Below are 21,958 nucleotides of genomic sequence, written 5' to 3'. Positions count from 1 at the left end.
AAGCCCCGCCCGCGCGGGGCTTTTTCATGGGCACGGCCGATCGGGCCGAACACAAACGCAAGCTATAATCAATGGCTTGACGCGGTGGCTGTAGCTCAGTTGGTAGAGTCCCAGATTGTGATTCTGGTTGTCGTGGGTTCGAGTCCCATCAGCCACCCCACCGAACAAGCGTTGGCAGCTACACATAACGTAGCAATGGGAAGTTCCCAGCGGCTCGCGGGAATGGATGGGGGCCGCAGTCAACGCATCGGCTGTCTGCAGGCAAGTCCTCGGGCACGTAGTTCGTCAGCCCATCCTCCGACCGCCTCAAGCTCTTTGGAATACCGACCGAGAGGGTCGACACCCATCTGGCCCGCACCCCCCTGGGCGCCGAGGGCAGGGAATCCGCAAGCCGCCCGTGCGCCTCGGCCCCGGGCGGCTTTTTGTCGGAGCCGCTAAGCTCCACACCTTCCACAGACTGGGTGAAACGATGACAGCTTTCTCCGACGCATTCCGGGCCGAGGTCCTGCGCATGGCGCGCAAGGAGATCAAGGGCGAACTGGGCAACCTGCGCAAGACCGTCACCGCGCAGCGCGCCGCGATCGTGTCGCTCAAGCGGGACGTCAAGGACCTGGTGTCGCAGGTGAGGGGTCTGCACAAAGCCGCAGTCCATCAGGCCGCCCCGGGCAAAGCGCAGGCCCAGGACGCCGAGGCTCGGGCACGCGGGGGACGCCGGTTCCAGTTCAAGGCGGAGGTGCTGGCGGCCAAGCGCGAGCAACTGGGTCTTTCGCAGCAGGCCATGGCGGCGCTGCTGGAAGCCTCGGCGCTCTCCGTGGCCCGATGGGAAAGCGGGAAAGTGGCGCCACGGGCTGCGCAGCTCGAGCGCATTCGGACCGTGCTCAAGATGGGCAAGCGGGAGGCGCTGGCCAAGCTGCAACCCTGATGCGCGCGGCATCGAAAAACGGGTTACGGCATTTCTGCTGTAACCCGTTGATTTCATTTAAAAGATGGTCGGCGTGGCGGGATTCGAACTCGCGACCCCTTGCACCCCATGCAAGTGCGCTACCAGGCTGCGCTACACGCCGACAAGCCTTTGATTATATAGCGTGAAAGCGCCCGAACTGGCCGGCCGATCAAAAATCGACGGTGAGCAAGCGGCGAATCTCGCGCAGTTCGGCGGCAACGGCGGCCAGGCAGGTGGCGGTATCGGCCGATGCGGCGATGGTGAGTGGCGCCTGGCCCTCCGCGCGGGCGTCCGGGCCTTCATCCGGCATCGCTTCGCTGGCGTCGGCGGGCACCAGGCCGCGGCCGTGCTGGGCGCCTTGCGCCAGCTTGAGGCGCGCGCCGTGGATGGAAAAGCCCTGCTCGTACAGCAGCTCGCGGATGCGGCGAATCATCAGCACCTCGTGGTGCTGGTAGTAGCGCCGGTTGCCCTGGCGCTTCATAGGGCGCAACTGGGTGAATTCCTGCTCCCAATAGCGCAGCACGTGAGGCTTGACGGCGCACAGCTCGCCCACCTCGCCGATGGTGAAGTAGCGTTTGGCGGGGATGGGCGGCAGGATGGGTTGCATCGCGGCCATGGGTGTGAGAGCAGACAGTGGGCAGGCCTTGCATGTTGCCGTGCTCGGGCCGGTTCGGCAAGCCGCTTAAGCCTCGGCAACGTGAACCAATCGCCCTGCGTGGCGCGTTCTGTCGCCCTCAGGCAGCACCCGGGTCGGCTCCAGCCGCGCCCTGGACCTGGTCCTTGAGCTTCTGGCTGGCGTGAAAGGTGACGACCTGGCGCGCCTCGATGGGAATGAGCTCGCCCGTGCGCGGGTTGCGGCCGGGACGCGGCGCCTTGATGCGCAACTGGAAGTTGCCGAAGCCCGAGAGCTTGACCTCCTCGCCGCCCACCAGGGACTGGCTGATCAGCTCGAAGAACGCATCCACCATCTCCTTGGCTTCGCGCTTGTTCAGGCCGATCTGCTCGAACAGCAGTTCGGCCAGCTGGGCCTTGGTCAAGGCCGAGGTTTCCAGGCTGTCGACCGCCAGCGTGGCGATGGGGGATGGGTCCGCGGACATGATGTTGCCTCCTTCGCTCAGGCCCGCAGGCGCGCGCCCAGTTGCGCCTGCAAGGCGGCCAGCACGGCGCCCACCGCCGCATCGATGCGCTCGTCGGCCAGGCTCTGGCCCTCGGCGTCGTCCAGCACCAGGCGCAAGGCCATGCTCTTTTCACCCGCCGACATTCCCGCCGCAGCCTCGGCGCCGGGCTTGGGCCGGTAGATGTCGAACAAAGTAACGTCCAGCAGGCGCGCATCCACCGCTGCGCCGCGCACGCACTGCTGCAGTTGCTCGTGCGTCACGCCTTCGGCCACGACCACGGCCAGGTCGCGCTCCACCGGCAGCTGGCGCGGCAGCGCCGCCAGCGTGGGCATGGGGCGCTGCAGCACGGCCTGCAAGTCCAGCTCGAACAGCACCGGCGCATGCGACAAGCCCCAGGCCTGGCGCCAGCGCGGATGCAGCTCGCCCACGTGGCCGATGAGCTGCCCCGCCAGGTGCACGCTGGCGCAGCGGCCGGGATGCAGGGCCGGGTGCTCGGCGCGTTCGAAGCGGGCGAGCCGCGGCGCCAGCAGCGCCTGCACGTCGCCCTTGGCGTCGTAAAAGTCGGCCGGCCGCTCGGCGCCGCCCCAACCCTGGCGCTGGGCCGGCCCATGAATCAGGCCCGCCACGCGCAGCGGCTGGTTCACGCCGCGCACGCTGTGGTCGGTGGTGGCCACCGAGGCGTCGCGCAGGAACACGCGCCCGACCTCGAACACGCGCAGGCGGCTGGCGCGGCGGTCGACGTTGTGCTTGAGCACGTCCAGCAGCGAGCCCAGCAGCGACGAGCGCATCACGTTCATCTGGCTGGCGATGGGGTTGAGCAGGCGCACCGGGTTGGCGTTGCCGGCCAGATCGCGCTCCCAGGCCTCGTCGACGAAGCTGAAGTTGATGGTCTCCAGATAGCCCAGGTCGGCCAAGGCATGGCGCACGTCGAAGGCGCTGCGGCGCGATTCGGAGCGCGTACGCGGCACGCTGGGGGCCAGCGGCGCGGTCTCGGGCAACTGCTGGTAGCCGATGATGCGCGCCACCTCCTCGATCAGGTCTTCCTCGATGCGCAGGTCGAACCGATACGCCGGCGGCGCCACGGTCAGCGTGCCCTCGCCTTCGGTGAAGCTCAGGCCCAGGCGGCGCAGCACGTCGGCGCACTGCGCCTGCGTGAGCGGCATGCCGATGACCTTGGCCGCGCGCGCCACGCGCAGCGTGACGGGCTGGGGCGCAGGCATTTGGGGCTGCTGGTCGTCGATGGGGCCGCACTGCGTTTGCGGCGTGCCGCAGATGTCGATGATGAGCTGCGTGATGCGCTCGATGTGCGCCACCGTCAGCGAGGGATCGACGCCGCGCTCGAAGCGGTGGCCCGCGTCGGTGGCGAAGTTGTAGCGGCGCGAGCGGCCGGCCACGGTATCGGGCCACCAGAAGGCGGCCTCGACGTAGATGCTTCGCGTGTCGTCGGACACCGCCGTGGCGTCGCCGCCCATGATGCCGGCCAGGGACTCGACGGCGTGCGCATCGGCGATCACGCCCACGGTTTCATCCAGCTCGACGGTGTTGCCGTTCAGCAGCTTGAGCCGCTCGCCGGCGCGGCCCCAGCGGACATGAAGCCCGCCGTGGATCTTGTCCAGGTCGAAGATGTGGGTCGGCCGGCCGTATTCGAACATCACGTAGTTAGAGATGTCCACCAGCGCGCTCACGCTGCGCTGGCCACAGCGCGCCAGGCGATCGACCATCCACGCGGGGGTGGCGGCGCGGGTGTCGACGTGGCGGATCACGCGGCCCGAGAAGCGCCCGCACAGCTCGGGCGCGCTGACGGTGACGGGCAGCACCTCGGCCATGCCGGCCGCCACCGGCGCGATCGCGGGCGTTTGCAGCGGGGCGCCGGTCAGCGCCGAGAGCTCGCGCGCCACGCCGTAGACGCTGAGCGCGTGGCCCAGGTTGGGCGTGAGCTTGAGCTCGAGCACGGTGTCGTCCAGATCGAGCGCGGCGCGCAGATCCTGGCCCACGGCCAGCTCGGCGGGCAGCTCCAGCAGGCCGCCGTGGTCGTCCGACAGGCCCAGCTCGCGCGCCGAGCACAGCATGCCCTGGCTTTCGACCCCGCGCAGCTTGCCCACCTTGATGACGAAGGGCTTGCCGTCCTCGCCCGGCGGCAGCTCGGCGCCCACCAGCGCGCACGGCACCTTGATGCCGGCGCGGGCGTTGGGCGCGCCGCACACGATGCCCAGCAAGGCGCCCTGCCCCGCATCGACCTGGCACACGCGCAGGCGGTCGGCGTTGGGGTGCTGCACCGCCTCCTTGATCTCGCCCACCACGATGCGGGTGAACGGGGGCGCGACCGGGCGCAGGGATTCGACCTCGAAGCCGCCCATGGTCAGGGTGTCGGCCAGCTCTTGCGTGGACAGCGGCGGGTTGCAGAAGCTGCGCAACCAGGATTCGGGAAACTGCATGAAAGACCTCGATCAGCGAAACTGGCTCAGGAAACGGGTGTCGCCCTCGAAGAACAGGCGCAAGTCGTTCACGCCGTAGCGCAGCATGGCCAGGCGGTCGATGCCCGAGCCGAAGGCAAAGCCGATGAAGCGCTCGGGGTCGAGCCCCATGTTGCGCACCACCTGCGGGTGCACCTGGCCCGAGCCCGACACCTCCAGCCATTTGCCGGCCAGCGGGCCGCTCGAGAACTGGATGTCGATCTCGGCGCTGGGCTCGGTAAAGGGGAAGTAGCTGGGCCGAAAGCGCAGGATCAGGTCATCGGTCTCGAAGAAGGCCTTGCAGAAGTTCAGGTAGGTGACCTTCAGGTCCTTGAAGCTCACGTTCTCGCCCAGCCACAGGCCCTCGACCTGGTGGAACATGGGCGAGTGCGTGGCGTCGTTGTCCACGCGGTAGGTGCGCCCGGGCGCGATGACACGGATCTCGCTCATCTCACCGCGCGCAAGCTGCTCGGCGTGCTTTTTGGCATGCGCCGTGGCGTAGCGGATCTGCATCGGGCTGGTGTGGGTGCGCAGGCAAAACGGCTGACCGTCCTCGCCGCTGAGGTCAACGTAGAAGGTGTCCTGCATCGAACGCGCCGGGTGGTTGGGCGGGTTGTTCAGCGCGGTGAAGTTGAACCAGTCGCTCTCGATCTCGGGGCCGTCGGCGATGTCGAAGCCCATGCTGGCAAACACCTGCTCGATGCGCTCCCAGGCGCGCGAGATCGGGTGCAGGCCACCCATGCCGCGCTCGCGGCCGGGCAAGGTCACGTCCAGTGCCTCGGCCTGCAGCTGCTGCGCCAGCTCGGCGTCCTGCAGCGCCTGGCGGCGCGCGCCCAGCGCGGCCTCGATGGCCTGCTTGGCCTGGTTGATGGCGGCGCCACGCGACTTCTTCTCGTCGATGCCGAGTTGGCCCAGGCCCTTCATCAGCTCGGTCACGCGGCCGGCCTTGCCCAGGAACTGCGCCTTGGCGTTTTCCAGCTCGGCAGGGGTGGCGCTTTGCGCAAAGCGCTCGGTGGCGCTGTGCACCAGCTCGGCAAGGTCACTGGGTGGGGCGATCGCGGTCATGAGGGCAGCCACTGAAAAATGCGAAATGAAAAAGGGATTGAAGCCAAAGCGGCCTCAACCCCTTGAACCACCAGCGCAAGACGCTATTACAACAAGAGTATTGCGCGGCGGCGCCTGAATCAGGCCAGCTTGGCCTTGGCCTGCTCGACGATGCCGGCAAAAGCGGCCTTGTCGTGCACGGCCAGGTCGGCCAGTACCTTGCGGTCCAGCTCGATGCCGGCCTTGCTCATGCCATTGATGAACTGGCTGTAGGTGATGCCGCATTCCCGCGCGGCGGCGTTGATGCGGGCGATCCACAGGCGGCGGAAGACGCGCTTTTTGTTGCGGCGATCACGGTAGGCGTACTGGCCTGCCTTCATCACCGCCTGTTTGGCGACGCGAAAGACGTTCTTGCGGCGGCCGCGGAAACCCTTGGCCAGGGCGAGAATCTTCTTGTGACGAGCACGGGCGGTTACACCACGTTTGACGCGAGGCATGTCGTTTTCTCCTGGTTCGTCGGTTGATCAAAGGCCGGCAAAGGGCAGCATCTGCGCCATGTGACCCATGTTGGTCTCATGCACATTCACCGCTCCACGCAGATGGCGCTTGTTCTTGGTGGTCTTCTTGGTCAGGATGTGACGCTTGAAGGCTTGACCGCGCTTGACGGTGCCACCGGGACGAACGCGAAAACGCTTTTTCGCGCTGCTCTTGGTCTTCATCTTGGGCATGTGACATGCTCCTTTTTGATTTGTGCTCGCGAGGCGTGCGCAACACCGTTGCGCCCTTGATCGGCCCCGAGCCACTTCTTGCGGCAGACCTTCCAGTCTGCCCGTTCGCCGGGCGTGCCCGGCCAATGCTTCACACGTCGACGTCAGCCGGCCGATGCCGGCGTGGCCGTCTCCTCGCCCGCCGGGGCCACCGCCTTGGCCGGGGCGCTGCCGCCGGCCTTCTTGCGCGCCGGCGCCAGCATCATGATCATCTGGCGGCCCTCCAGCTTGGGAAACTGCTCGACCACGATGGAGTCGGCCAGGTCGGCGCGCACGCGGTCGAGCAGGGCCATGCCCAGCTCCTGGTGCGTGATCTCGCGGCCGCGAAAGCGCAGCGTGACCTTGATCTTGTCGCCATCGGCCAGAAAGCGGCGGATGTTGCGCAGCTTGATGTTGTAGTCGCCGTCATCGGTGGCCGGGCGGAACTTCACTTCCTTGATCTCGATGACCGTCTGCTTGGCCTTGGCCTCGGCCGCCTTCTTCTGCTCCTGGTACTTGAACTTGCCGTAGTCCATCAGGCGGCAGACGGGCGGAACCGCAGTGGCGGCGATCTCGACCAGATCGACGTCCAGCTCGCCCGCCATGCGCAGGGCCTCCTGGATGGGCACGATGCCCAGCGGTTCGTTGTCGGGGCCGTTCAGGCGCACTTCGGGCGCCATGATTTCTCGGTTCAGGCGATGCGCGCGCTCCTCACGATGGCGGCGGTCACGGAAATTGGTAGCGATGGTATCGGTTCCTCAAGTCAAACGCTATTAAAAAAATAGCTATAGCCGCCCGTATGACGCGGACTAAAGCACAATTTTGATGAAAATCAGGCTTTAGAGGAGATGTCCTGCGCGATGCGTTTGGCAAACGCTTCGAGCGGCTCCACGCCGAGGTCCAGATTACCCCGCCCACGCACTGCGACGGCGCCAGCGGCCTTTTCCTTGTCGCCCACGACCAGGATGTAGGGCAGCTTTTGCAACGAATGCTCGCGTATTTTATAGGTAATTTTCTCGTTGCGCAGGTCCGTCTCCACCCTAAGCCCTTGATCGCGCAGCGTTTTCGCCACATGCTTGACGTAATCGGCCTGCGCGTCGGTGATGCCGCTGACCATCACCTGCACCGGCGCCAGCCACACCGGCAGCGCGCCGGCGTGCTGCTCGATCAGGATGCCGATGAAGCGCTCCAGGCTGCCGACGATGGCGCGGTGAAGCATGACGGGGGTGTGGCGCGCGCCGTCCTCGCCCACGTATTCGGCCTCCAGCCGTGCGGCCATCGAGAAATCGACCTGCATGGTGCCGCACTGCCACTGGCGTCCGATGGCGTCCTTGAGCGTGTATTCGATCTTGGGGCCGTAGAAGGCGCCATCGCCCGGCGCGATCTCGAACGCGCAGCCCGAGGCCTTCAGGCTCTCGATCAGCGCGTGCTCGGCCTTGTCCCACACCGCGTCCGCGCCGATGCGCTGCTCGGGCCGGGTGGCCACCTTGTAGATGATGTCGGTGAAGCCGAAGTCGGCATACACCTTTTGCAAAAGCGTGGTGTAGGCGGTGCACTCGGCCAGGATCTGGTCCTCGGTGCAGAAGATGTGGCCGTCGTCCTGCGTGAAGGCGCGCACGCGCATGATGCCGTGCAGGCCGCCCGTGGGCTCGTTGCGGTGGCAGGCGCCGAACTCGCCGTAGCGCAGCGGCAGGTCGCGGTAGCTCTTGACGCCCTGCTTGAAGATCAGGATGTGGCCCGGGCAGTTCATCGGCTTGAGCGCGTAGTCGCGCTTTTCGCTCTCGGTGGTGAACATGTTCTCGCGGTACTTGTCCCAGTGGCCGGTCTTCTCCCACAGCGACTTGTCCAGCAGCTGCGGGCCCTTGACCTCCTGGTAGCCGTTGTCGCGGTACACGCGGCGCATGTACTGCTCCACCTCCTGCCACAGCGCCCAGCCCTTGGCGTGCCAGAACACGGTGCCGGGCGAGTGCTCGTCGATGTGGAACAAGTCCAGCTCGCGGCCCAGCTTGCGGTGGTCGCGCTTTTCGGCCTCTTCGAGCATGTGCAGGTACTGCGCCAGCTCGTCCTTGCTGGCCCAGGCCGTGCCGTAGATGCGCTGCAGCATCTCGTTGCGGTGGTCGCCCCGCCAGTAGGCGCCGGCCACCTTCATCAGCTTGAAATACTTGAGCTTGCCGGTGCTGGGCACGTGCGGGCCGCGGCACAGGTCCTCGAACGCACCCTCGCGGTACAGGCTCACGTCCTCATTGCTGGGGATGCTGGCGATGATCTCGGCCTTGTAGTGCTCGCCCAGGCCCTTGAAGTAGGCCACGGCCTCGTCGCGCGGTAGCACGCGGCGCACCACCGGCTCGTCCTTGGCGGCCAGCTCGCCCATCTTCTTCTCGATGGCGGCCAGGTCCTCGGGCGTGAAGGGGCGCTTGTAGCTGAAGTCGTAGTAAAAGCCGTTCTCGATCACCGGGCCGATGGTGACCTGCGCGTCCGGAAACAGCTCCTTGACGGCGTAGGCCAGCAGGTGGGCGGTGGAGTGGCGGATCATCTCCAGCCCCTCGGCGTCGCGCGCCGTGACGATGGTGAGCGACGTGTCGGCCGTGATCGCGTGGCTGGTGTCCACCAGCTTGCCACCCAGCTTGCCGCCCAGGGCCGCCTTGGCCAGGCCGGGGCTGATGGACTGGGCCACCTCGGCCACCGTGACGGGACCCTCGAAGTCGCGTTTCGAGCCGTCGGCCAGCGTGATTTGAACCATGTGAATGCTCCGTCAATGGGGCTCTGGGCGCAGAGCCGGAAAGTCAACAAAAAAGCGCGGTCCGGACCGCGCTTTCGATGCAGGGGGCTGGCCGTGCAAGCCAGGCCGCGGGGACGAACGGTCTCAAACCATGGAGGTGGCCCGGTAAGTTCGCGGTGTCATAACCCGTCGCTGCCTTTCTCGCTCTTGTGCTGGTGCGGTGCCCAGGGCACCCGAAGGCTCAGATTTTACGCTGAAGCTGCCAAGGTCTCGGCATGGGGCTCCTATTCGCTCTTTGCAAAGAACACCACCCCCGGTAGGCGCTCGAAGTGAGCGTCGCAAGTCAGCAGCTCGGCGCGGTGGTGGAGAGCCGTGGCATACACGATGGCATCGGCGGTGGCCAGCTTGTGCTCTCGGTGCAGGTCGGCGGCCAGCAAGGCGATGGCCGTGTCCAGCGGCACGACCACGCATTTTTGCGTGTAGGCGATCACCTGGTCCGCCCGCTCTTCACCCACTTCGCGCACCAGCCACTTGGACAGCTCCAACTGCACGATGGTGGGCACGATGCACTGCGGCTTGTCGGGAATCTCCCGGCCCAGCCTGCGACCCAGTGCGCTGCCAACGAGCCACTCGATCCAGGCCGAGGTATCGACGACCCGCAGGGGCGGTGCCATCAGTAGCGGTCCTTGCGGTCGCGATAACCGTCCTTGCGGGCATCCTTGGCGATGCCGGCCAATTGGCTCAGCTCAGGCAAGGGCATGACGAGCACGCCCTTGCCCTTGGGGATGAACACGAACTCCTGCCCGGCCTGCCAGTGCTGCTCTTCGCGCACGGCCTTGGGAATGGAGATCTGGAACTTGCTCGACAGCGTGGCGGTGAAAGTCATGTTCTTACTCGATGCTCATCGACCAACATATGGCAAGAATATTCGATCTTCCGCCCTCATGCCTCACCACTGGCCGCGCGGCACGCCCTGGGCGCGGCGCAGCGCCTCAATGATCAGATCGGCCGAATTGCGGTGGTTGCTCATCTGCGCCAGGTCCAGCGCCGCCTTGCCGGCGCTGTTGCGCAGGTTCAGGTCGGCGCCCGCTTCGATCAGCAGCTTGACGGCTTCGGGCGTGCTGTAGAAGGCGGCCATCATCAGCGGCGTGTTGCCGTTGGGCGCCTGGGCGTCGATGAAGGCGTAGTGCTCCAGCAGCAGGTCCATCATCCTCAGGTGGCCCTTGGTGGCGGCGTAGTGCAGCGGCGTCCAGCCCGGCTTGTTGACGTCGGCATCCTTGTCGATCAGCGCGCGCGCGATGTCCAGATCGCCCTTGTAGGCGGCCATCATCAGCACGCTCTCGTCCTTGGCGTTGCGCTGCTCGCCCCGGGTGCGGCGCGAGGCCACGAGCAGGCGGGCGACCTTCATCGAGTCCTCCTGCAGCGCCAGGTACAGGCCGGGCACGCCTTTTTCGTTCTTGGTGTTGGGGTCGAACCCGTCCTCCAGGATGCGGCGCATGGCGCCGTCGTTGTCCTGCAGGATGGCGCGAAAGAAGTCGCCGCTGTCGTAGGCCCAGGCCGGCGCCAGCGCGCCCAGGCCCAGCAGCAGGCTAAAGGTCTTGAGGAAGGCCGCGCGTTTCATGCCGCCACCCGAGCAAACAGCCGCGTGAAGTTGTCGCTGGTGACCTGGGCGATGCGCTGCACGCTCACACCGCGCAGCTCGGCCAGGCGCGCGGCCACGTGGGGCACCAGCGCGGGGGTGTTGGTCTTGCCGCGAAAGGGCACCGGCGCCAGGTAGGGCGAGTCGGTCTCGATCAGCAGCCGGTCCTCGGGCACCCAGGCGGCCACGGCCTGCAGCTCGCGCGCGCTCTTGAAGGTGACGATGCCTGAAAACGAGATGTAGAAGCCCCGCTGCAGTGCGGCGCGCGCCACCTCGGCGCTTTCGGTGAAGCAGTGGAACACGCCGCCGGCGCTGCCCGCGCGGCCGTCCTCGCCCTCCTCGTCCAGGATGGCCAGGGTGTCGGCGGAGGCGGCGCGGGTGTGGATGACCAGCGGCAGCCGCGCTTGGCGCGCCGCCCGGATGTGGGTGCGAAAGCGCGCGCGCTGCCAGTCCAGATCGGCCACGCCGCGGCCGCCCTTGCGCTCGTCCATCTGGTAGTAGTCCAGGCCCGTCTCGCCGATGGCCACCACCTTGGGCTGGGCCGCGGCCGCCACCAGCTCGGCCACGCCGGGCTCGTGCACGTCCTCGCTGTCGGGGTGCACGCCCACCGTGGCCCACAGGTTGTCGTGCTGCGCGGCCAGCGCCTGCACCTGGGGAAACTCCTCCATGGTGGTGCTGATGCACAGCGCGCGCGTGACCTGGGCGGCGGCCATGGCCGCGCGGATGGCGGGCCAGTCGGCCGCGAGTTCAGGGAAAGTGAGGTGGCAGTGGGAATCGGTGAACATGCGGCCCGCGATGGTACCGCCACCGAGCCCGGAACGTCTCAGAACGTCTGCGTCGACCGATCGGAACCGAGCGAGGCGCCCAGCAGCTGCTCGATCTTGGCCTTGAGCTGCTCGGACTTCTCGTCCTTGGGAAAGCGGATGCCCACGCCCTGGGTGCGGTGGCCCGGGGCGCGCGCGGGCGTGATCCAGGCCACCTTGCCCGCCACCGGGTAGCGCTGCGGGTCGTCCAGCAGGGTCAGCAGCACGTAGATCTCGTCGCCCAGGCGGTGTTCGCGCGCGCTGGGCACGAAGATGCCGCCCTCGCTGAAGGCGGGGATGTAGGCGGCGTGCAGGGCTGCCTTTTCCTTGATGGCCAGCTGGATGACGCTGGGCCGGGCGACCTGCGGGATGGCGCTTGGCGTGGAGGACGAGGTGGACATGGGTTGCCGGAGGCGGAAAAGCCTTCAGGGCCTGGAGTTTAGGGCCTGACGCGCGGCATTGGCCAGGAATTCCGTCACCAAACCGGGGTTCAGCGGATGCTCGGCGCTGCGCGCAGACTCGGCCAGCTGCTTCCACCAGCGCGTGAGCGCCGCCGGCGACAGCGCGCGCGCGGGCAGGTCGGCGGCGTCGAAAAAGCGCGGCGGCGCGCCCACCTGCCGCGCCAGCAGGTCGTGGCACAGCTTTTGCAGGCGCGCCACGGCCTCCGGCACGGGCAGGCCGGCCAGGGCGCTGGCGTCGCCCCGGCTCAGGGCCTGCGGCAGCTCGGCCCAGGCGCGGGCGCCGTCAGCCTCGCCCGCCAGGGCCAGCGCGGCGGCCGGCCGACCGCCAGCGGCGCGCAGCAGGCCAGGGGCGGCCGCAGCGGCCACGCCCTGCCCTGCCAGCCAGGCCAGGGCTTCGGCCTCGGCGGGCCAGGCCAGGGTGTGGGCCTGGCAGCGGCTGCGGATGGTGGGCAGCAGCAGGTGCGCGGCGTCGCTGGCCAGCACGAAGCGGGCGTCGCCCGGGGGCTCTTCCAGCGTCTTGAGCAGGGCGTTGGCGGTGACCGCGTTCATGCGCTCGGCCGGGTAGATCAGCAGCGCCTTGCCGCGCCCGCGCCCGCTGGTGCGCTGGGCAAATTCGATCGCCTCGCGCATGGCGTCGACCCGGATGTCGCGGCTGGGCTTGCGCTTCTTGTCGTCGATCTCGGCCTGCGCCCGCTCGGGCAGCGGCCAGCCGCGCGCCAGCATCTCGGTCTCGGGCATCAGCACCACCAGGTCGGGGTGGGCGTGCACGTCGATGCCGTGGCAGCTGGGGCAATGGCCGCAGGCGCCTTGCGGCGTGGGCTGATCACACAGCCAGGCCCGCACCATGGCGAGGGCCAGCTCGAACTGGCCCAGGCCCGAGGGCCCCTGCAGCAGCCAGGCGTGGCCGCGCTGCGCCAGCAGGGCCTGCAGCTGGCGCGCGGTCCAGGGGGCCAGGGCCTCGCTCACAACCACCCCCGGGCCTGCACGGCCGCATGCACGGCCTGGCCGACGGCGGCCAGGGGCTGGTCGGCGTCGATGCGGGCAAAGCGCGCGGCGTCCTCCCGCGCACGCCGGGCGTAGCCGGCGCGCACGGCCTCGAAGAAGGCGGTGGGCTGGGCCTCGAAGCGGTCGGGCTCGCGCGCCGCAGCCAGGCGCCGGGCGGCCACGGCGGGCGGCAGGTCGAACCACAGGGTCAAATCCGGCTGCAGCACGGTTTTTTGAATCGAATCGGCCTCTGGCCCGCTCAGAGTCTGCGCAAGGCGCTCCAGAATCAAGAGCGAATCCCAGTCGAAGCCGCGCCCGCCGCCCTGGTAGGCGAAGGTGGCGTCGGTGAAGCGGTCGCACAGCACCACCGCGCCGCGCGCCAGCGCCGGCACGATGACCTGGCGAACGTGGTCGCGCCGGGCGGCGAACATCAGCAGGGCCTCGGTCAGCGCGTCCATGGCGTCGTGCAGGGCCAGTTGGCGGATTTTTTCGGCCAGCGGCGTGCCGCCGGGCTCGCGCGTGAGCACCACGGCGCGGCCGGCGGCGCGAAAGGCATCGGCCAGAGCCTGGATGTGGGTCGATTTGCCAGCCCCGTCGATGCCCTCGAATGTCAAGAACAGGCCCGTGCCCGCCATCAGTTGCCCCCTCCGCGCTGGTACTTGTTGACCGCCCGATTGTGCTCGTCCAGCGTGGGGCTGAAGTGGCTGGAGCCGTCGCCGCGCGCGACGAAGTACAGAGCCTTGGTGTCGGCCGGCTGCACGGCGGCCATCAGCGAGGCCTTGCCCGGCATGGCGATCGGCGTGGGCGGCAGGCCGGCGCGGGTGTAGGTGTTGAAGGGCGTGTCGGCCGTCAGGTCGCGCCGGCGCAGGTTGCCGTCGAAGGCGTCGCCCAGGCCGTAGATCACGCTGGGGTCGGTCTGCAGGCGCATGCCGATACGCAGGCGGTTGATGAACACGCCGGCGATCTCGGGCCGGTCGGCCGCCTGGCCGGTTTCCTTCTCGACCAGGCTGGCCAGCACCAGCGCCTCGTCGGGCGACTTCAGCGGCAGGCCCGGCGCGCGCGCGTCCCAGGCCGCCGCCAGGCGCTTGTCCATCAACTGCAGGGCCTCGCGCAGCACGGCCAGCTCGCCGGAATCCTTGGCGTACAGGTAGGTGTCCGGGAAGAAGCGCCCCTCGGGCGCCACGCCGGGACGGCCCAAAGCGCCCATGATCTCGGCCGGCGTCATCGCCGCCGTGTCGTGCGCGAGGTGCTCGGCCTGGGCCAGCGCCTGGCGCACCTGCTTGAAGGTCCAGCCCTCGACCAGGGTGACGGGCAGCATGATGCGGTCGCCGCGCACCAGCTTGTCCAGCAGGTCGCCGGCGGTCATGCCGCGCGTGACCTCGTAGTCGCCCGGCTTGATGGTCTGCTGCGGCTCCACCTTCCAGCGGAAATAGGCGTAGAGCAGGTCGGCCGGCGCCCGCACTCCGGCGCGGGCGGCCTGGCGCGCCGCCGTGCGCAGCGAGGCGCCGGCCGGCACGCGCACCTCGACGGTGTCGCCGCTCAGGGCCAGCGGCTGCGTCACCCACCAGCCCAGCGCGCCGGCCGCGACGGCGGCGGCGACGAGCAGCAACAGCAGGAGGCGGCGCAGGAGGCGAGTCAACACGGCAGGAAAAAAACAGGGGCGGCCATGATAATTCACCCTCATGTCTGTCCCCGTGTCCGCATCCGCCGCCGCCCTGTCCGGCATCGCCGCCCTGCCCCATCTGGGCGTGATCCGCGCCCAGGGCGAGCAGGCGGCCGACTTCCTGCAGGGCCAGTTGACGCAGGACGTCCAGGCCATGCCCGTCGGCCAGGCGCGCCTGGCGGCGTATTGCAACGCCAAGGGCCGCATGCTGGCCAGCTTCGTCGTCTGCCGGTGCGCGCCCGACGCGTTCTGGCTGGTCTGCAGCCGCGACCTGCTGGCGCCGACGCTGAAAAAATTGTCGATGTTCGTGCTGCGCGCCAAGGTGGCATTGGGCGATGCGTCGGACGCGCTGGCGGTGCACGGCTTGATCGGCGATGCTTCAATTTCGATAGCTGCTGACGCCTACCAGACAAGCGCCGCAGGCCCAAACAATTCTGCATTCGTGGCCCCGCTGCCGCCCAGCGACGGCGTGGCCCGCGCGCTGTGGATCGGCCCCGCCGGCAGACCGCCGCCCGCCGGCCCCGCCCTGCCCGCCGAGCGGTGGGACTGGGCCGCCGTGCGCAGCGGCGTGGCCACGCTCACCGCGCCGGTGGCCGAGGCCTTCGTGCCGCAGATGCTCAACTACGAGTCGGTCGATGGCGTCAGCTTCAAGAAGGGCTGCTACCCCGGCCAGGAGGTGGTGGCGCGCAGCCAGTTCCGCGGCGCGGTCAAGCGGCGCGCCTACGTGGGCTGGGTCGATGGCGCGGCGCAGGCCGGGCAGGATGTTTTTGCGCTGGACGAGCCGGGCCAGCCGGTGGGCTTGATCGCCCAGGCCGCGCCCGCGCCGCAGGGCGGCATGGCGGTGATCGCGTCGATCCAGCTGGCGGCGACGCAGGCCGCCGGCCTGCGTGTCGGCGCCGCCGACGGACCGGCCCTGACGGGCCTGCACCAGCCCTACCCGCTGATCGAGATCTGAGGTTCAGGCGCCCAGCGCCTTGCGCATGGCGACGTGCTCGATGCCGACCTCGTCGAACGGCTCGCCCACCGGCTCATACCCCAGCCGCCGATAGAAGCCCTCGGCGCTGCGCTGCGCGTTCAGGCGCACTTCGCGGTCGCCGCGGGCGCGGGCGGCCTGCTCCAGCGCGGCGATGACGGCCGCTCCCAGCCCCGTGCCGCGCAGCGGGCGCAGCACCGCCATGCGGCCGATGCGGCCCACGCCCGGCGCGTCCTGCAGCAGGCGGCCGGTGGCCACGGGCTGGCCCAGGGGGTTGCGCACCACGGCGTGCAGCACCTGGGCATCGGCGGCGTCCCATTCGTCGGCGCGGGCAATGCCCTGCTCCTCGATGAAGACGGCGGTGCGCACGGCGCGCGCCGCTTCGCCCAGCGTGGCCCAGTCGCCAACGGTTGCTTCAGTCATGGTGGATTTCCGGTTTCAAGGCTTCGCGCAGCGCCTGCGCCGCGTCATGGTGAAAGCGCCGCGCCTCGGGCAGCGCGCGGCCCATCTGCACGAAGCCGTGCACCACGCCGCGGTAGATTTCCAGGCCGACCGGCACGCCGGCCGCGCGCAGCCGGTCGGCGTACATCACGCCTTCGTCGACCAGCGGGTCGCACTCGGCTAGGCCCAGCCAGGCGGGTGCGACGCCGTCCACGTCGTCGGCCAGCAGGGGGGCAAAGCGCCAGTCCGCGCGCTGCGCCGGGTCGATGTACTGGGCAAAGAACCAGTCGATCTGCAGCCGGTCGAGCATCGGGTCGTCGGCGTGGGCGGCGTGCGAGGGCGTGTCCTGGTGCGCCGTGGTACCGGGATAGACCAGCAGCTGCAGCGCCAGCGGCAGGCCGGCATCGCGCGCCTGGATGCTGCTCACGGCCGCCAGCGTGCCGCCGGCCGAGTCGCCGCCGACGGCGATGCGCGCCGCGTCCAGCCCCAGCGTGCGCGCGCCCTCGCCCACCAGCCATTGCAGGGCGTCCCAGGCGTCGTGCACGGCGGTGGGAAAGCGGTGCTCGGGCGCCAGCCGATAGTCCAGCGCCAGCACGGCCGCGCCGCTTTGCGCCGCCAGCACGCGGCACAGGGTGTCGTGCGTGTCGATGCTGCCGATGGTGAAGCCCCCGCCGTGCAGGTACAGCAGCACCGGCAGCCCCGGCGCGGCGGATGGGGCCAGCAGGCGGGCGCGCAGCGCGGTGCCGTCGCGCGCGGGGATGGCCAGCTCCTGCACGCGCGCCAGCGTGGGCTTGGGCACCTCCAGCACGCCGGCGGATTTTTCGTAGGCCTGCCGGGCCGCCTGCGCGCTGAGCGTGTGCAGCGGCGGGTACGGCGCGCGCGCCATGCGCTCGAGCAGCAGGCGCATGGCGGGGGTGAGCGGGGCAGGTCCTCGGGTTTTCATGAATGAATGGGGCGCCAGCCCGCGTCAACCAAGCGCCTTGTGCTATTCAACCGATAGCCATCAGTGGAACGTGACGGTCACCGGCTGCAGCCCCGGCACGCCGTCGTAGTGGACGGTGGCCTTCAGCCCCGGCTTGGGCGGCAGCAGGGCCGAGAACGAGCCCAGGCTGATGAGCTGCCCCGGCTGCATGGCCAGCCCTTCCTGCTTCAGCGCGCCGGCCAGCCACACCACGGCGTTGAGCGGATGCTCCAGCACGTCGCTGCCCTTGCCGCCGCCCAGCCTGGCGCCCTGGGCGTCGGTCAGGCTGACGTTCATGTCGCGCAGCTCGGCAAGCAGCTTGGCCTGGCCGGCGGCATCGGCCGGCACCGGCAGGCCGGGGCCGCGCACGCCCAGGCGCGCGCCGACGTTGATGGCGCTCACGCCCACGCCGTTGAGTTTGGGCGGGGCCTGCACCATCAGGTCGGGCAGCTCGATGAAGGGCACGATCTGGTCGACGTGCCGCAGCACCTCGGCCGGGGTCCTGGCGGCGTTGATGCCCGCGTCCTTCACGCGCACCAGCAGGTCGGCCTCGTACAGCGGGCGCGCGCCGAAGGCCGCGCTCACCGTGGCGCCGCTGTCCAGCAGCATGCTCAGGTACAGCGCGCCCCACACCGGCTGGTCGGTGTTGAACTTTTTCTGCACCGCGGGGTTGGTCAGGCCCGCCTTGTAGCCCACCAGCGGGCCGGCCTGCGCGGCCAGGCGTTGCTGCAGCTTGGCCCGGGTGCAGGCGGCGTCGGGCATGGTCATGGTCTCCGGTGGGTTCATCGCCGGCTTGCGGGCGTTGTAGTCCGCCAGCCAGGTGTCGACCTGCGCGTCGCTCAGGCAACCGGCGGTCTGCACGATGGGCGCCTGCGGCGGCGCGCTGGCGCAGGCGGCCAGCAGGGCCGCCGCGGCCAGCACGGCGAGGCCTCGAACCAGGGGGCGGGGTGATGCGTGCATGAAGGTCTCCTCGGGTGTTGTGGTGATGGGACTTCGATCCTAGCGCAAGCCCTGGCGCCGCTGCCATGCACCTCATTCGATAGCAGCTTGCGCATGATGGATGCGGGCCGCAGGCCGATGGGGCTTGAAAAATCACATGCGCTGGATTTTGGCCTTGGCGATCACCTCGCCCCAGCGCTGGATGTCGCCGGCCAGCATGGCCTGCGCGTCCTTGGGCGAGCCGGGGTGCGGGTCGAGGTTGAGCCCCTCCAGCTTGGCGCGCACGTCGGCGTCCTTCAGCGCGGCGTTCACCGCCTGGTTCAGCCGCTCGATCACGGCGGCCGGCGTGCCCGCGGGCACCGCCAGGCCGTTCCAGGACGCGGCGTTCAGGCCCTTGACGCCCGCCTCCTGCGCGGTCGGCACGTCGGGCAGCAGGCGCGAGCGCCTGGCGCCGGTCACCGCCAACGGCTGCAGCACGTGGCCCTGGATCTGCGTCAGCAGCGGGCTGAGGATGTCCAGCCCGGCCTGGATCTGGTCGCCGCGGATGGCGGCCACCACGTCGGGCGTGCCCTTGAAGGGCACCACCTGCAGGTCCAGCCCGGCGGCGCTCTTGAACAGCTCGGCCGCCAGGTTCTGCGTGGTGCCGATGTTGGGCGTGCCGATGTTCAGCTTGCCGGGGTTCTTGCGCCCGTAGTCGATCAGCTCGCCCAGCGTCTTGAAGGGGCCGCCCGCCTTGCCGACGATGACCAGGTCGAACGTGGCCAGCGGCGCCACGGGCGCGAAGGCCTTGAGCGTGTCGTAGGGCAGCGACTTGAACAGGGCCTGGCTGACGGCGGTGCCGCTGGAGATCAGCAGCAGCGTGTAGCCGTCGGGCGCGGCCGCGGCCACCGCCTGGCCGGCGACCACGCCGCCGGCGCCGGGCTTGTTGTCGACGATCACCGCCTGGCCCAGGGTGCGCGCCATGTGCTCGCCCACGGCGCGCGCCGTGATGTCGGCCGCGCCGCCTGGCGCGTTGGGCACGACGATGCGGATCGGCTTGGCGGGAAAGCCCGCCGCCTGCGCCGCGCCCAGCGGGACGGCGGCGGCGGCCAGGGAAAGGAAGTCACGGCGTTGCATGGATGGGGGCTCCGGAAGGTTCAGGGTCGGCCTGGATCGGCGCGGGTTGCGGTTGTCGAGCAGTCTATCGGCGCGCCACGGACCGTGGCGCGGCGTGCCTGTCATGGATGGGCTCGAATCAGGGTTTTCACCAGGAAAAATAATGCCTCAGGTGCTTGAATTTAATTATTCAACATAAATAATAAACGCCTTGGAGAACACGGATGCAGAGCAAGCCCAAAGACCTTTCCGTCAGCTTCGCCGGCGCCAGCCGGCAGATCGCCATCGTGCGCCTGGCGCGCGGCGCCAAGCGCAATGCGCTGTCGGACGGCCTGGTGGCCGAGCTGCGCGACGCCTTCCAGAACCTGCCGGACACCGTGCGCGCCGCCGTGCTGGCCGGTGACGGCGAGCATTTTTGCGCCGGGCTGGACCTGTCGGAGCTGAAAGAGCGCGACGCCGGCGCCGGCCTGCACCACTCGCGCGGCTGGCACGTGGCGCTGGACGCCATCCAGTACGGCCCGGTGCCGGTGGTGGCCGCCCTGCACGGCGCGGTGGTGGGCGGCGGGCTGGAGCTGGCCGCCAGCGCCCACATCCGCGTGGCCGATGCCAGCACCTTCTACGCCCTGCCCGAGGGCTCGCGCGGCATCTTCGTGGGCGGCGGCGGCTCGGTGCGCATCCCCAAGCTGATCGGCGTGGCGCGCATGACCGACATGATGTTCACCGGCCGCGTCTACAACGCCGAGGACGGCGAGCGCCTCGGTTTTGCCCAGTACCTGGTGCCGGCCGGCACCGCCTTCGACAAGGCGCTGGAGCTGGCCGAGCGCATCGCCGGCAACGCGCCGCTGACCAACTACGCGCTGATGCACGCGCTGCCCCGCATCGCCGAGCAGCCGGCCGACCACGGCCTGATGACCGAGGCGCTGATGGCGGCCATCGCCCAGTCGGCGCCCGAAGCCAAGCAGCGCGTGCGCGACTTTCTGGCCGGCAAGGCGGGCACCAAGGTCAAGAAGGGCTGAACCCAGGCACGGCATGCGCCGCCAGCTATCAATTCAGGACTACGGAGACACCCCATGACCGCGCAGGCCACCGCCGCCCCGCCCCGCTACCGCGCGCTGCGCTTCGGCGTCACCCGCGCGCTGACGCAAGGCGGCGCGGGCGGCACGCAATACCTCAGCGCCGACCAGGCCCTGCAGCCCTTCGGCACGCGCATGTCCGACAGCCTGGCGCACTGGGCGCGCACCACGCCCGACGCCAGCTTCATGGCCCAGCGCCAGCGCCTGCCCGACGCCAGCCTGGGCGACTGGCGCCACCTGAGCTACGCCCAGGCGCTGGATGGCGCGCGCCGCATCGGCCAGGCGCTGCTGGAGCGCGGCCTTTCGGCCGAGCGGCCGGTGCTGATCCTGAGCGAGAACGGCCTGGAGCACGCGCTGCTGGCGCTGGGCTGCCTGTGGGCGGGCGTGCCCTGGTGCCCGGCCTCGCCCGCCTACTCGCTCATCAGCCAGGACTTCGGCAAGCTGCGCCACGTCATCCAGACCCTCACGCCCGGCCTGATCTGGGCCGACGACGGCGCGCGCTACGGCAAGGCCATCGCCGCCACCGCGCCGGCGGACGCCGAAGTCGTGCTCTCGCGCAACCCCGGCGCCACCGCGCTGCAGGGTCGCGCCAGTACGCCGCTGGCCGCGCTGCTGGCCACCGCGCCCACGCCCGCCGTGGACGCGGCGCAGGCCGCCACCGGCCCCGACAGCATCCTCAAATTTTTGTTCACCAGCGGCTCGACCAAGCTGCCCAAGGCCGTCATCAACACCCACCGCATGTGGTGCGCCAACCAGCAGCAGATGCGCCAGTCCATGCCCGTGCTGCAGGACGAAAAGCCCGTCCTGGTCGACTGGCTGCCCTGGAACCACACCTTCGGCGGCAACCACAACGTGGGCATGGTGCTGGCCAACGGCGGCACGCTCTACATCGACGAAGGCCGGCCCACGCCGGCGCTGGTGGGCGAGACGCTGCGCAACCTGCGCGAGATCGCGCCCACGCTGTACTTCAACGTGCCGACCGGGTTTGACGCCATCGCCAGCGCCATGAAGACCGACGACGCGCTGCGCCGCAACTTCCTCTCGCGCGTGAAGATGTTCTTCTACGCCGGCGCGTCGCTGGCCCAGCCGGTGTGGGAGTCGCTGTTCGAGAGCGCCGAGCGCGAGCTGGGCGAGCGCGTGGTGATGACCTGCGGCTTCGGCATGACCGAGTCCTCGCCCTACGGCCTGTTTCCCACCAGCCCCGACATCCGGGCGGGCGACCTGGGCCTGCCCACGCCGGGCATGGAATGCAAGCTGGTGCCCGTCGACGGCAAGCTGGAGCTGCGCTACCGCGGCCCCAACATCACGCCCGGCTACTGGCGCGCGCCCGAGGCCACGGCCGAGGCCTTCGACGACGAGGGGTTCTTCCGCACCGGCGACGCCGTGGCCTGGATCGACCCCGCCGACCCGCACCGCGGCCTGCGCTTCGACGGCCGCATCGCCGAGGACTTCAAGCTGGCCACCGGCACCTTCGTCAGCGTGGGGCCGCTGCGCGCGCGCGTGACCGCCGGCGGCGCCCCCTACATCCAGGACGTGGTGCTCACGGGCCTGAACCGGCACGAGGTGGGCGCGCTGGTGTTTCCCACCCCGGCGGTGCGCAGCCTGGCCGGGCTGCCGGCCGACGCGCCGCTGGCCGAGGTGCTGCGCCACCCCGCCGTGCGCGCCCGGTTCCAGAGCCTGGTGACCGACCTGTCGCTCACCGCCACCGGCAGCGCCAACCGCGTGGCGCGCCTGATGCTGCTGGCCGAGCCGCCCTCCATCGACAAGGGCGAAGTGACCGACAAGGGCTCGATCAACCAGCGCGCGGTGCTCAAGGAACGCGACGCGCTGGTCCAGGCGCTGTACGACGAGACGCCCGGATTCGACGTCATCAAGCCGGGGGTGGCGTAGCTGCGCCGCCCCA

Annotated in this window: 24 protein-coding genes and 2 tRNA genes; 5 read left to right on the top strand and 21 right to left on the bottom strand. The window is 69.6% G+C overall.

Features of this window, described 5'->3' with window-relative positions; all coding sequences use genetic code 11:
* Nucleotides 1-84: 84 nt before the first annotated feature.
* A tRNA-His gene (locus H6927_09645) sits at nucleotides 85-160 on the top strand.
* Between the two features lie 309 nt (nucleotides 161-469).
* Entirely contained in the window at nucleotides 470-922 is a 453-nt protein-coding gene (locus H6927_09640) for a helix-turn-helix domain-containing protein (GenBank protein ID MCP5218359.1), read from the top strand.
* A 65-nt stretch (nucleotides 923-987) separates the two neighbouring features.
* Here H6927_09640 and H6927_09635 read toward each other — a convergent pair.
* From H6927_09635 to mltG, 17 genes are all read right to left on the bottom strand, one after another.
* Nucleotides 988-1,064: transfer RNA gene (locus H6927_09635), tRNA-Pro, on the bottom strand.
* A gap of 48 nt (nucleotides 1,065-1,112) precedes the next feature.
* Nucleotides 1,113-1,550: a MerR family transcriptional regulator gene (locus H6927_09630; protein MCP5218358.1), complete on the bottom strand. Its 438-nt coding sequence runs from the start codon at nucleotides 1,548-1,550 to the stop codon at nucleotides 1,113-1,115.
* Nucleotides 1,551-1,677: 127 nt separating this feature from the next.
* Nucleotides 1,678-2,040, bottom strand: a complete 363-nt coding sequence (locus H6927_09625) for an integration host factor subunit alpha (GenBank protein ID MCP5218357.1) — start codon at nucleotides 2,038-2,040, stop codon at nucleotides 1,678-1,680.
* A gap of 17 nt (nucleotides 2,041-2,057) precedes the next feature.
* On the bottom strand, nucleotides 2,058-4,496 hold the full coding sequence (locus H6927_09620) for a phenylalanine--tRNA ligase subunit beta (GenBank protein ID MCP5218356.1): 2,439 nt from the start codon (nucleotides 4,494-4,496) through the stop codon (nucleotides 2,058-2,060).
* Between the two features lie 12 nt (nucleotides 4,497-4,508).
* Nucleotides 4,509-5,579 (bottom strand): phenylalanine--tRNA ligase subunit alpha, encoded by a 1,071-nt coding sequence (gene pheS / locus H6927_09615; GenBank protein ID MCP5218355.1) that lies wholly within the window; start codon nucleotides 5,577-5,579, stop codon nucleotides 4,509-4,511.
* A 119-nt stretch (nucleotides 5,580-5,698) separates the two neighbouring features.
* Nucleotides 5,699-6,055 (bottom strand): 50S ribosomal protein L20, encoded by a 357-nt coding sequence (rplT, locus tag H6927_09610; GenBank protein MCP5218354.1) that lies wholly within the window; start codon nucleotides 6,053-6,055, stop codon nucleotides 5,699-5,701.
* A gap of 27 nt (nucleotides 6,056-6,082) precedes the next feature.
* Nucleotides 6,083-6,286, bottom strand: coding sequence for a 50S ribosomal protein L35 (rpmI, locus tag H6927_09605; GenBank protein MCP5218353.1), 204 nt, complete (start codon nucleotides 6,284-6,286; stop codon nucleotides 6,083-6,085).
* A gap of 143 nt (nucleotides 6,287-6,429) precedes the next feature.
* Nucleotides 6,430-7,050 carry a translation initiation factor IF-3 gene (infC, locus tag H6927_09600; GenBank protein MCP5218352.1) on the bottom strand — a complete coding sequence of 207 codons (621 nt, stop codon included), beginning with the start codon at nucleotides 7,048-7,050 and terminating at the stop codon, nucleotides 6,430-6,432.
* 86 nt (nucleotides 7,051-7,136) lie between these two features.
* Nucleotides 7,137-9,044 (bottom strand): threonine--tRNA ligase, encoded by a 1,908-nt coding sequence (gene thrS / locus H6927_09595; protein ID MCP5218351.1) that lies wholly within the window; start codon nucleotides 9,042-9,044, stop codon nucleotides 7,137-7,139.
* Nucleotides 9,045-9,307: 263 nt separating this feature from the next.
* Nucleotides 9,308-9,697: a type II toxin-antitoxin system VapC family toxin gene (locus tag H6927_09590; GenBank protein ID MCP5218350.1), complete on the bottom strand. Its 390-nt coding sequence runs from the start codon at nucleotides 9,695-9,697 to the stop codon at nucleotides 9,308-9,310.
* Nucleotides 9,697-9,909: an AbrB/MazE/SpoVT family DNA-binding domain-containing protein gene (locus H6927_09585; protein MCP5218349.1), complete on the bottom strand. Its 213-nt coding sequence runs from the start codon at nucleotides 9,907-9,909 to the stop codon at nucleotides 9,697-9,699. Before H6927_09585 ends, H6927_09590 begins: the two co-directional genes overlap by 1 nt.
* 63 nt (nucleotides 9,910-9,972) lie before the next feature.
* Nucleotides 9,973-10,644, bottom strand: a complete 672-nt coding sequence (locus H6927_09580) for an ankyrin repeat domain-containing protein (GenBank protein ID MCP5218348.1) — start codon at nucleotides 10,642-10,644, stop codon at nucleotides 9,973-9,975.
* Nucleotides 10,641-11,447, bottom strand: a complete 807-nt coding sequence (locus H6927_09575; protein MCP5218347.1) for a TatD family hydrolase — start codon at nucleotides 11,445-11,447, stop codon at nucleotides 10,641-10,643. Before H6927_09575 ends, H6927_09580 begins: the two co-directional genes overlap by 4 nt.
* 38 nt (nucleotides 11,448-11,485) lie before the next feature.
* A complete protein-coding gene (locus H6927_09570; protein ID MCP5218346.1) occupies nucleotides 11,486-11,866 on the bottom strand; it encodes a PilZ domain-containing protein in 381 nt (126 codons plus the stop codon).
* A gap of 24 nt (nucleotides 11,867-11,890) precedes the next feature.
* A complete protein-coding gene (locus tag H6927_09565) occupies nucleotides 11,891-12,892 on the bottom strand; it encodes a DNA polymerase III subunit delta' (GenBank protein ID MCP5218345.1) in 1,002 nt (333 codons plus the stop codon).
* Nucleotides 12,889-13,545 (bottom strand): dTMP kinase, encoded by a 657-nt coding sequence (locus H6927_09560; GenBank protein ID MCP5218344.1) that lies wholly within the window; start codon nucleotides 13,543-13,545, stop codon nucleotides 12,889-12,891. Before H6927_09560 ends, H6927_09565 begins: the two co-directional genes overlap by 4 nt.
* A complete protein-coding gene (gene mltG / locus H6927_09555; protein MCP5218343.1) occupies nucleotides 13,545-14,594 on the bottom strand; it encodes an endolytic transglycosylase MltG in 1,050 nt (349 codons plus the stop codon). The genes H6927_09560 and mltG overlap by 1 nt, the downstream gene beginning before the upstream one ends.
* Between mltG and H6927_09550 the strand changes: the two genes are divergently transcribed.
* Nucleotides 14,593-15,528, top strand: coding sequence for a folate-binding protein YgfZ (locus H6927_09550; GenBank protein ID MCP5218342.1), 936 nt, complete (start codon nucleotides 14,593-14,595; stop codon nucleotides 15,526-15,528). The two genes, mltG and H6927_09550, sit on opposite strands and share 2 nt — an antisense overlap.
* 3 nt (nucleotides 15,529-15,531) lie before the next feature.
* On the opposite strand, the gene H6927_09545 is transcribed toward H6927_09550, so the two are convergent.
* From H6927_09545 to H6927_09530, 4 genes are all read right to left on the bottom strand, one after another.
* Entirely contained in the window at nucleotides 15,532-15,969 is a 438-nt protein-coding gene (locus H6927_09545) for a GNAT family N-acetyltransferase (protein MCP5218341.1), read from the bottom strand.
* On the bottom strand, nucleotides 15,962-16,894 hold the full coding sequence (locus tag H6927_09540) for an alpha/beta hydrolase (protein MCP5218340.1): 933 nt from the start codon (nucleotides 16,892-16,894) through the stop codon (nucleotides 15,962-15,964). Before H6927_09540 ends, H6927_09545 begins: the two co-directional genes overlap by 8 nt.
* Nucleotides 16,895-16,990: 96 nt before the next feature.
* Nucleotides 16,991-17,908, bottom strand: a complete 918-nt coding sequence (locus H6927_09535; protein ID MCP5218339.1) for a fumarylacetoacetate hydrolase — start codon at nucleotides 17,906-17,908, stop codon at nucleotides 16,991-16,993.
* A gap of 132 nt (nucleotides 17,909-18,040) precedes the next feature.
* Nucleotides 18,041-19,003 (bottom strand): tripartite tricarboxylate transporter substrate binding protein, encoded by a 963-nt coding sequence (locus H6927_09530; GenBank protein MCP5218338.1) that lies wholly within the window; start codon nucleotides 19,001-19,003, stop codon nucleotides 18,041-18,043.
* 203 nt (nucleotides 19,004-19,206) lie between these two features.
* Between H6927_09530 and H6927_09525 the strand changes: the two genes are divergently transcribed.
* Nucleotides 19,207-19,998: a crotonase/enoyl-CoA hydratase family protein gene (locus H6927_09525; protein MCP5218337.1), complete on the top strand. Its 792-nt coding sequence runs from the start codon at nucleotides 19,207-19,209 to the stop codon at nucleotides 19,996-19,998.
* Nucleotides 19,999-20,052: 54 nt separating this feature from the next.
* Nucleotides 20,053-21,945, top strand: a complete 1,893-nt coding sequence (locus tag H6927_09520; protein ID MCP5218336.1) for a feruloyl-CoA synthase — start codon at nucleotides 20,053-20,055, stop codon at nucleotides 21,943-21,945.
* The last annotated feature ends 13 nt before the right edge of the window (nucleotides 21,946-21,958 follow it).

This window comes from Burkholderiaceae bacterium (genome assembly GCA_024235995.1).
Taxonomy (GTDB): domain Bacteria; phylum Pseudomonadota; class Gammaproteobacteria; order Burkholderiales; family Burkholderiaceae_C; genus Ottowia.
Note: the sequence above shows the minus strand (reverse complement) of the source record. Positions and strands in the feature narration are given on the sequence as shown.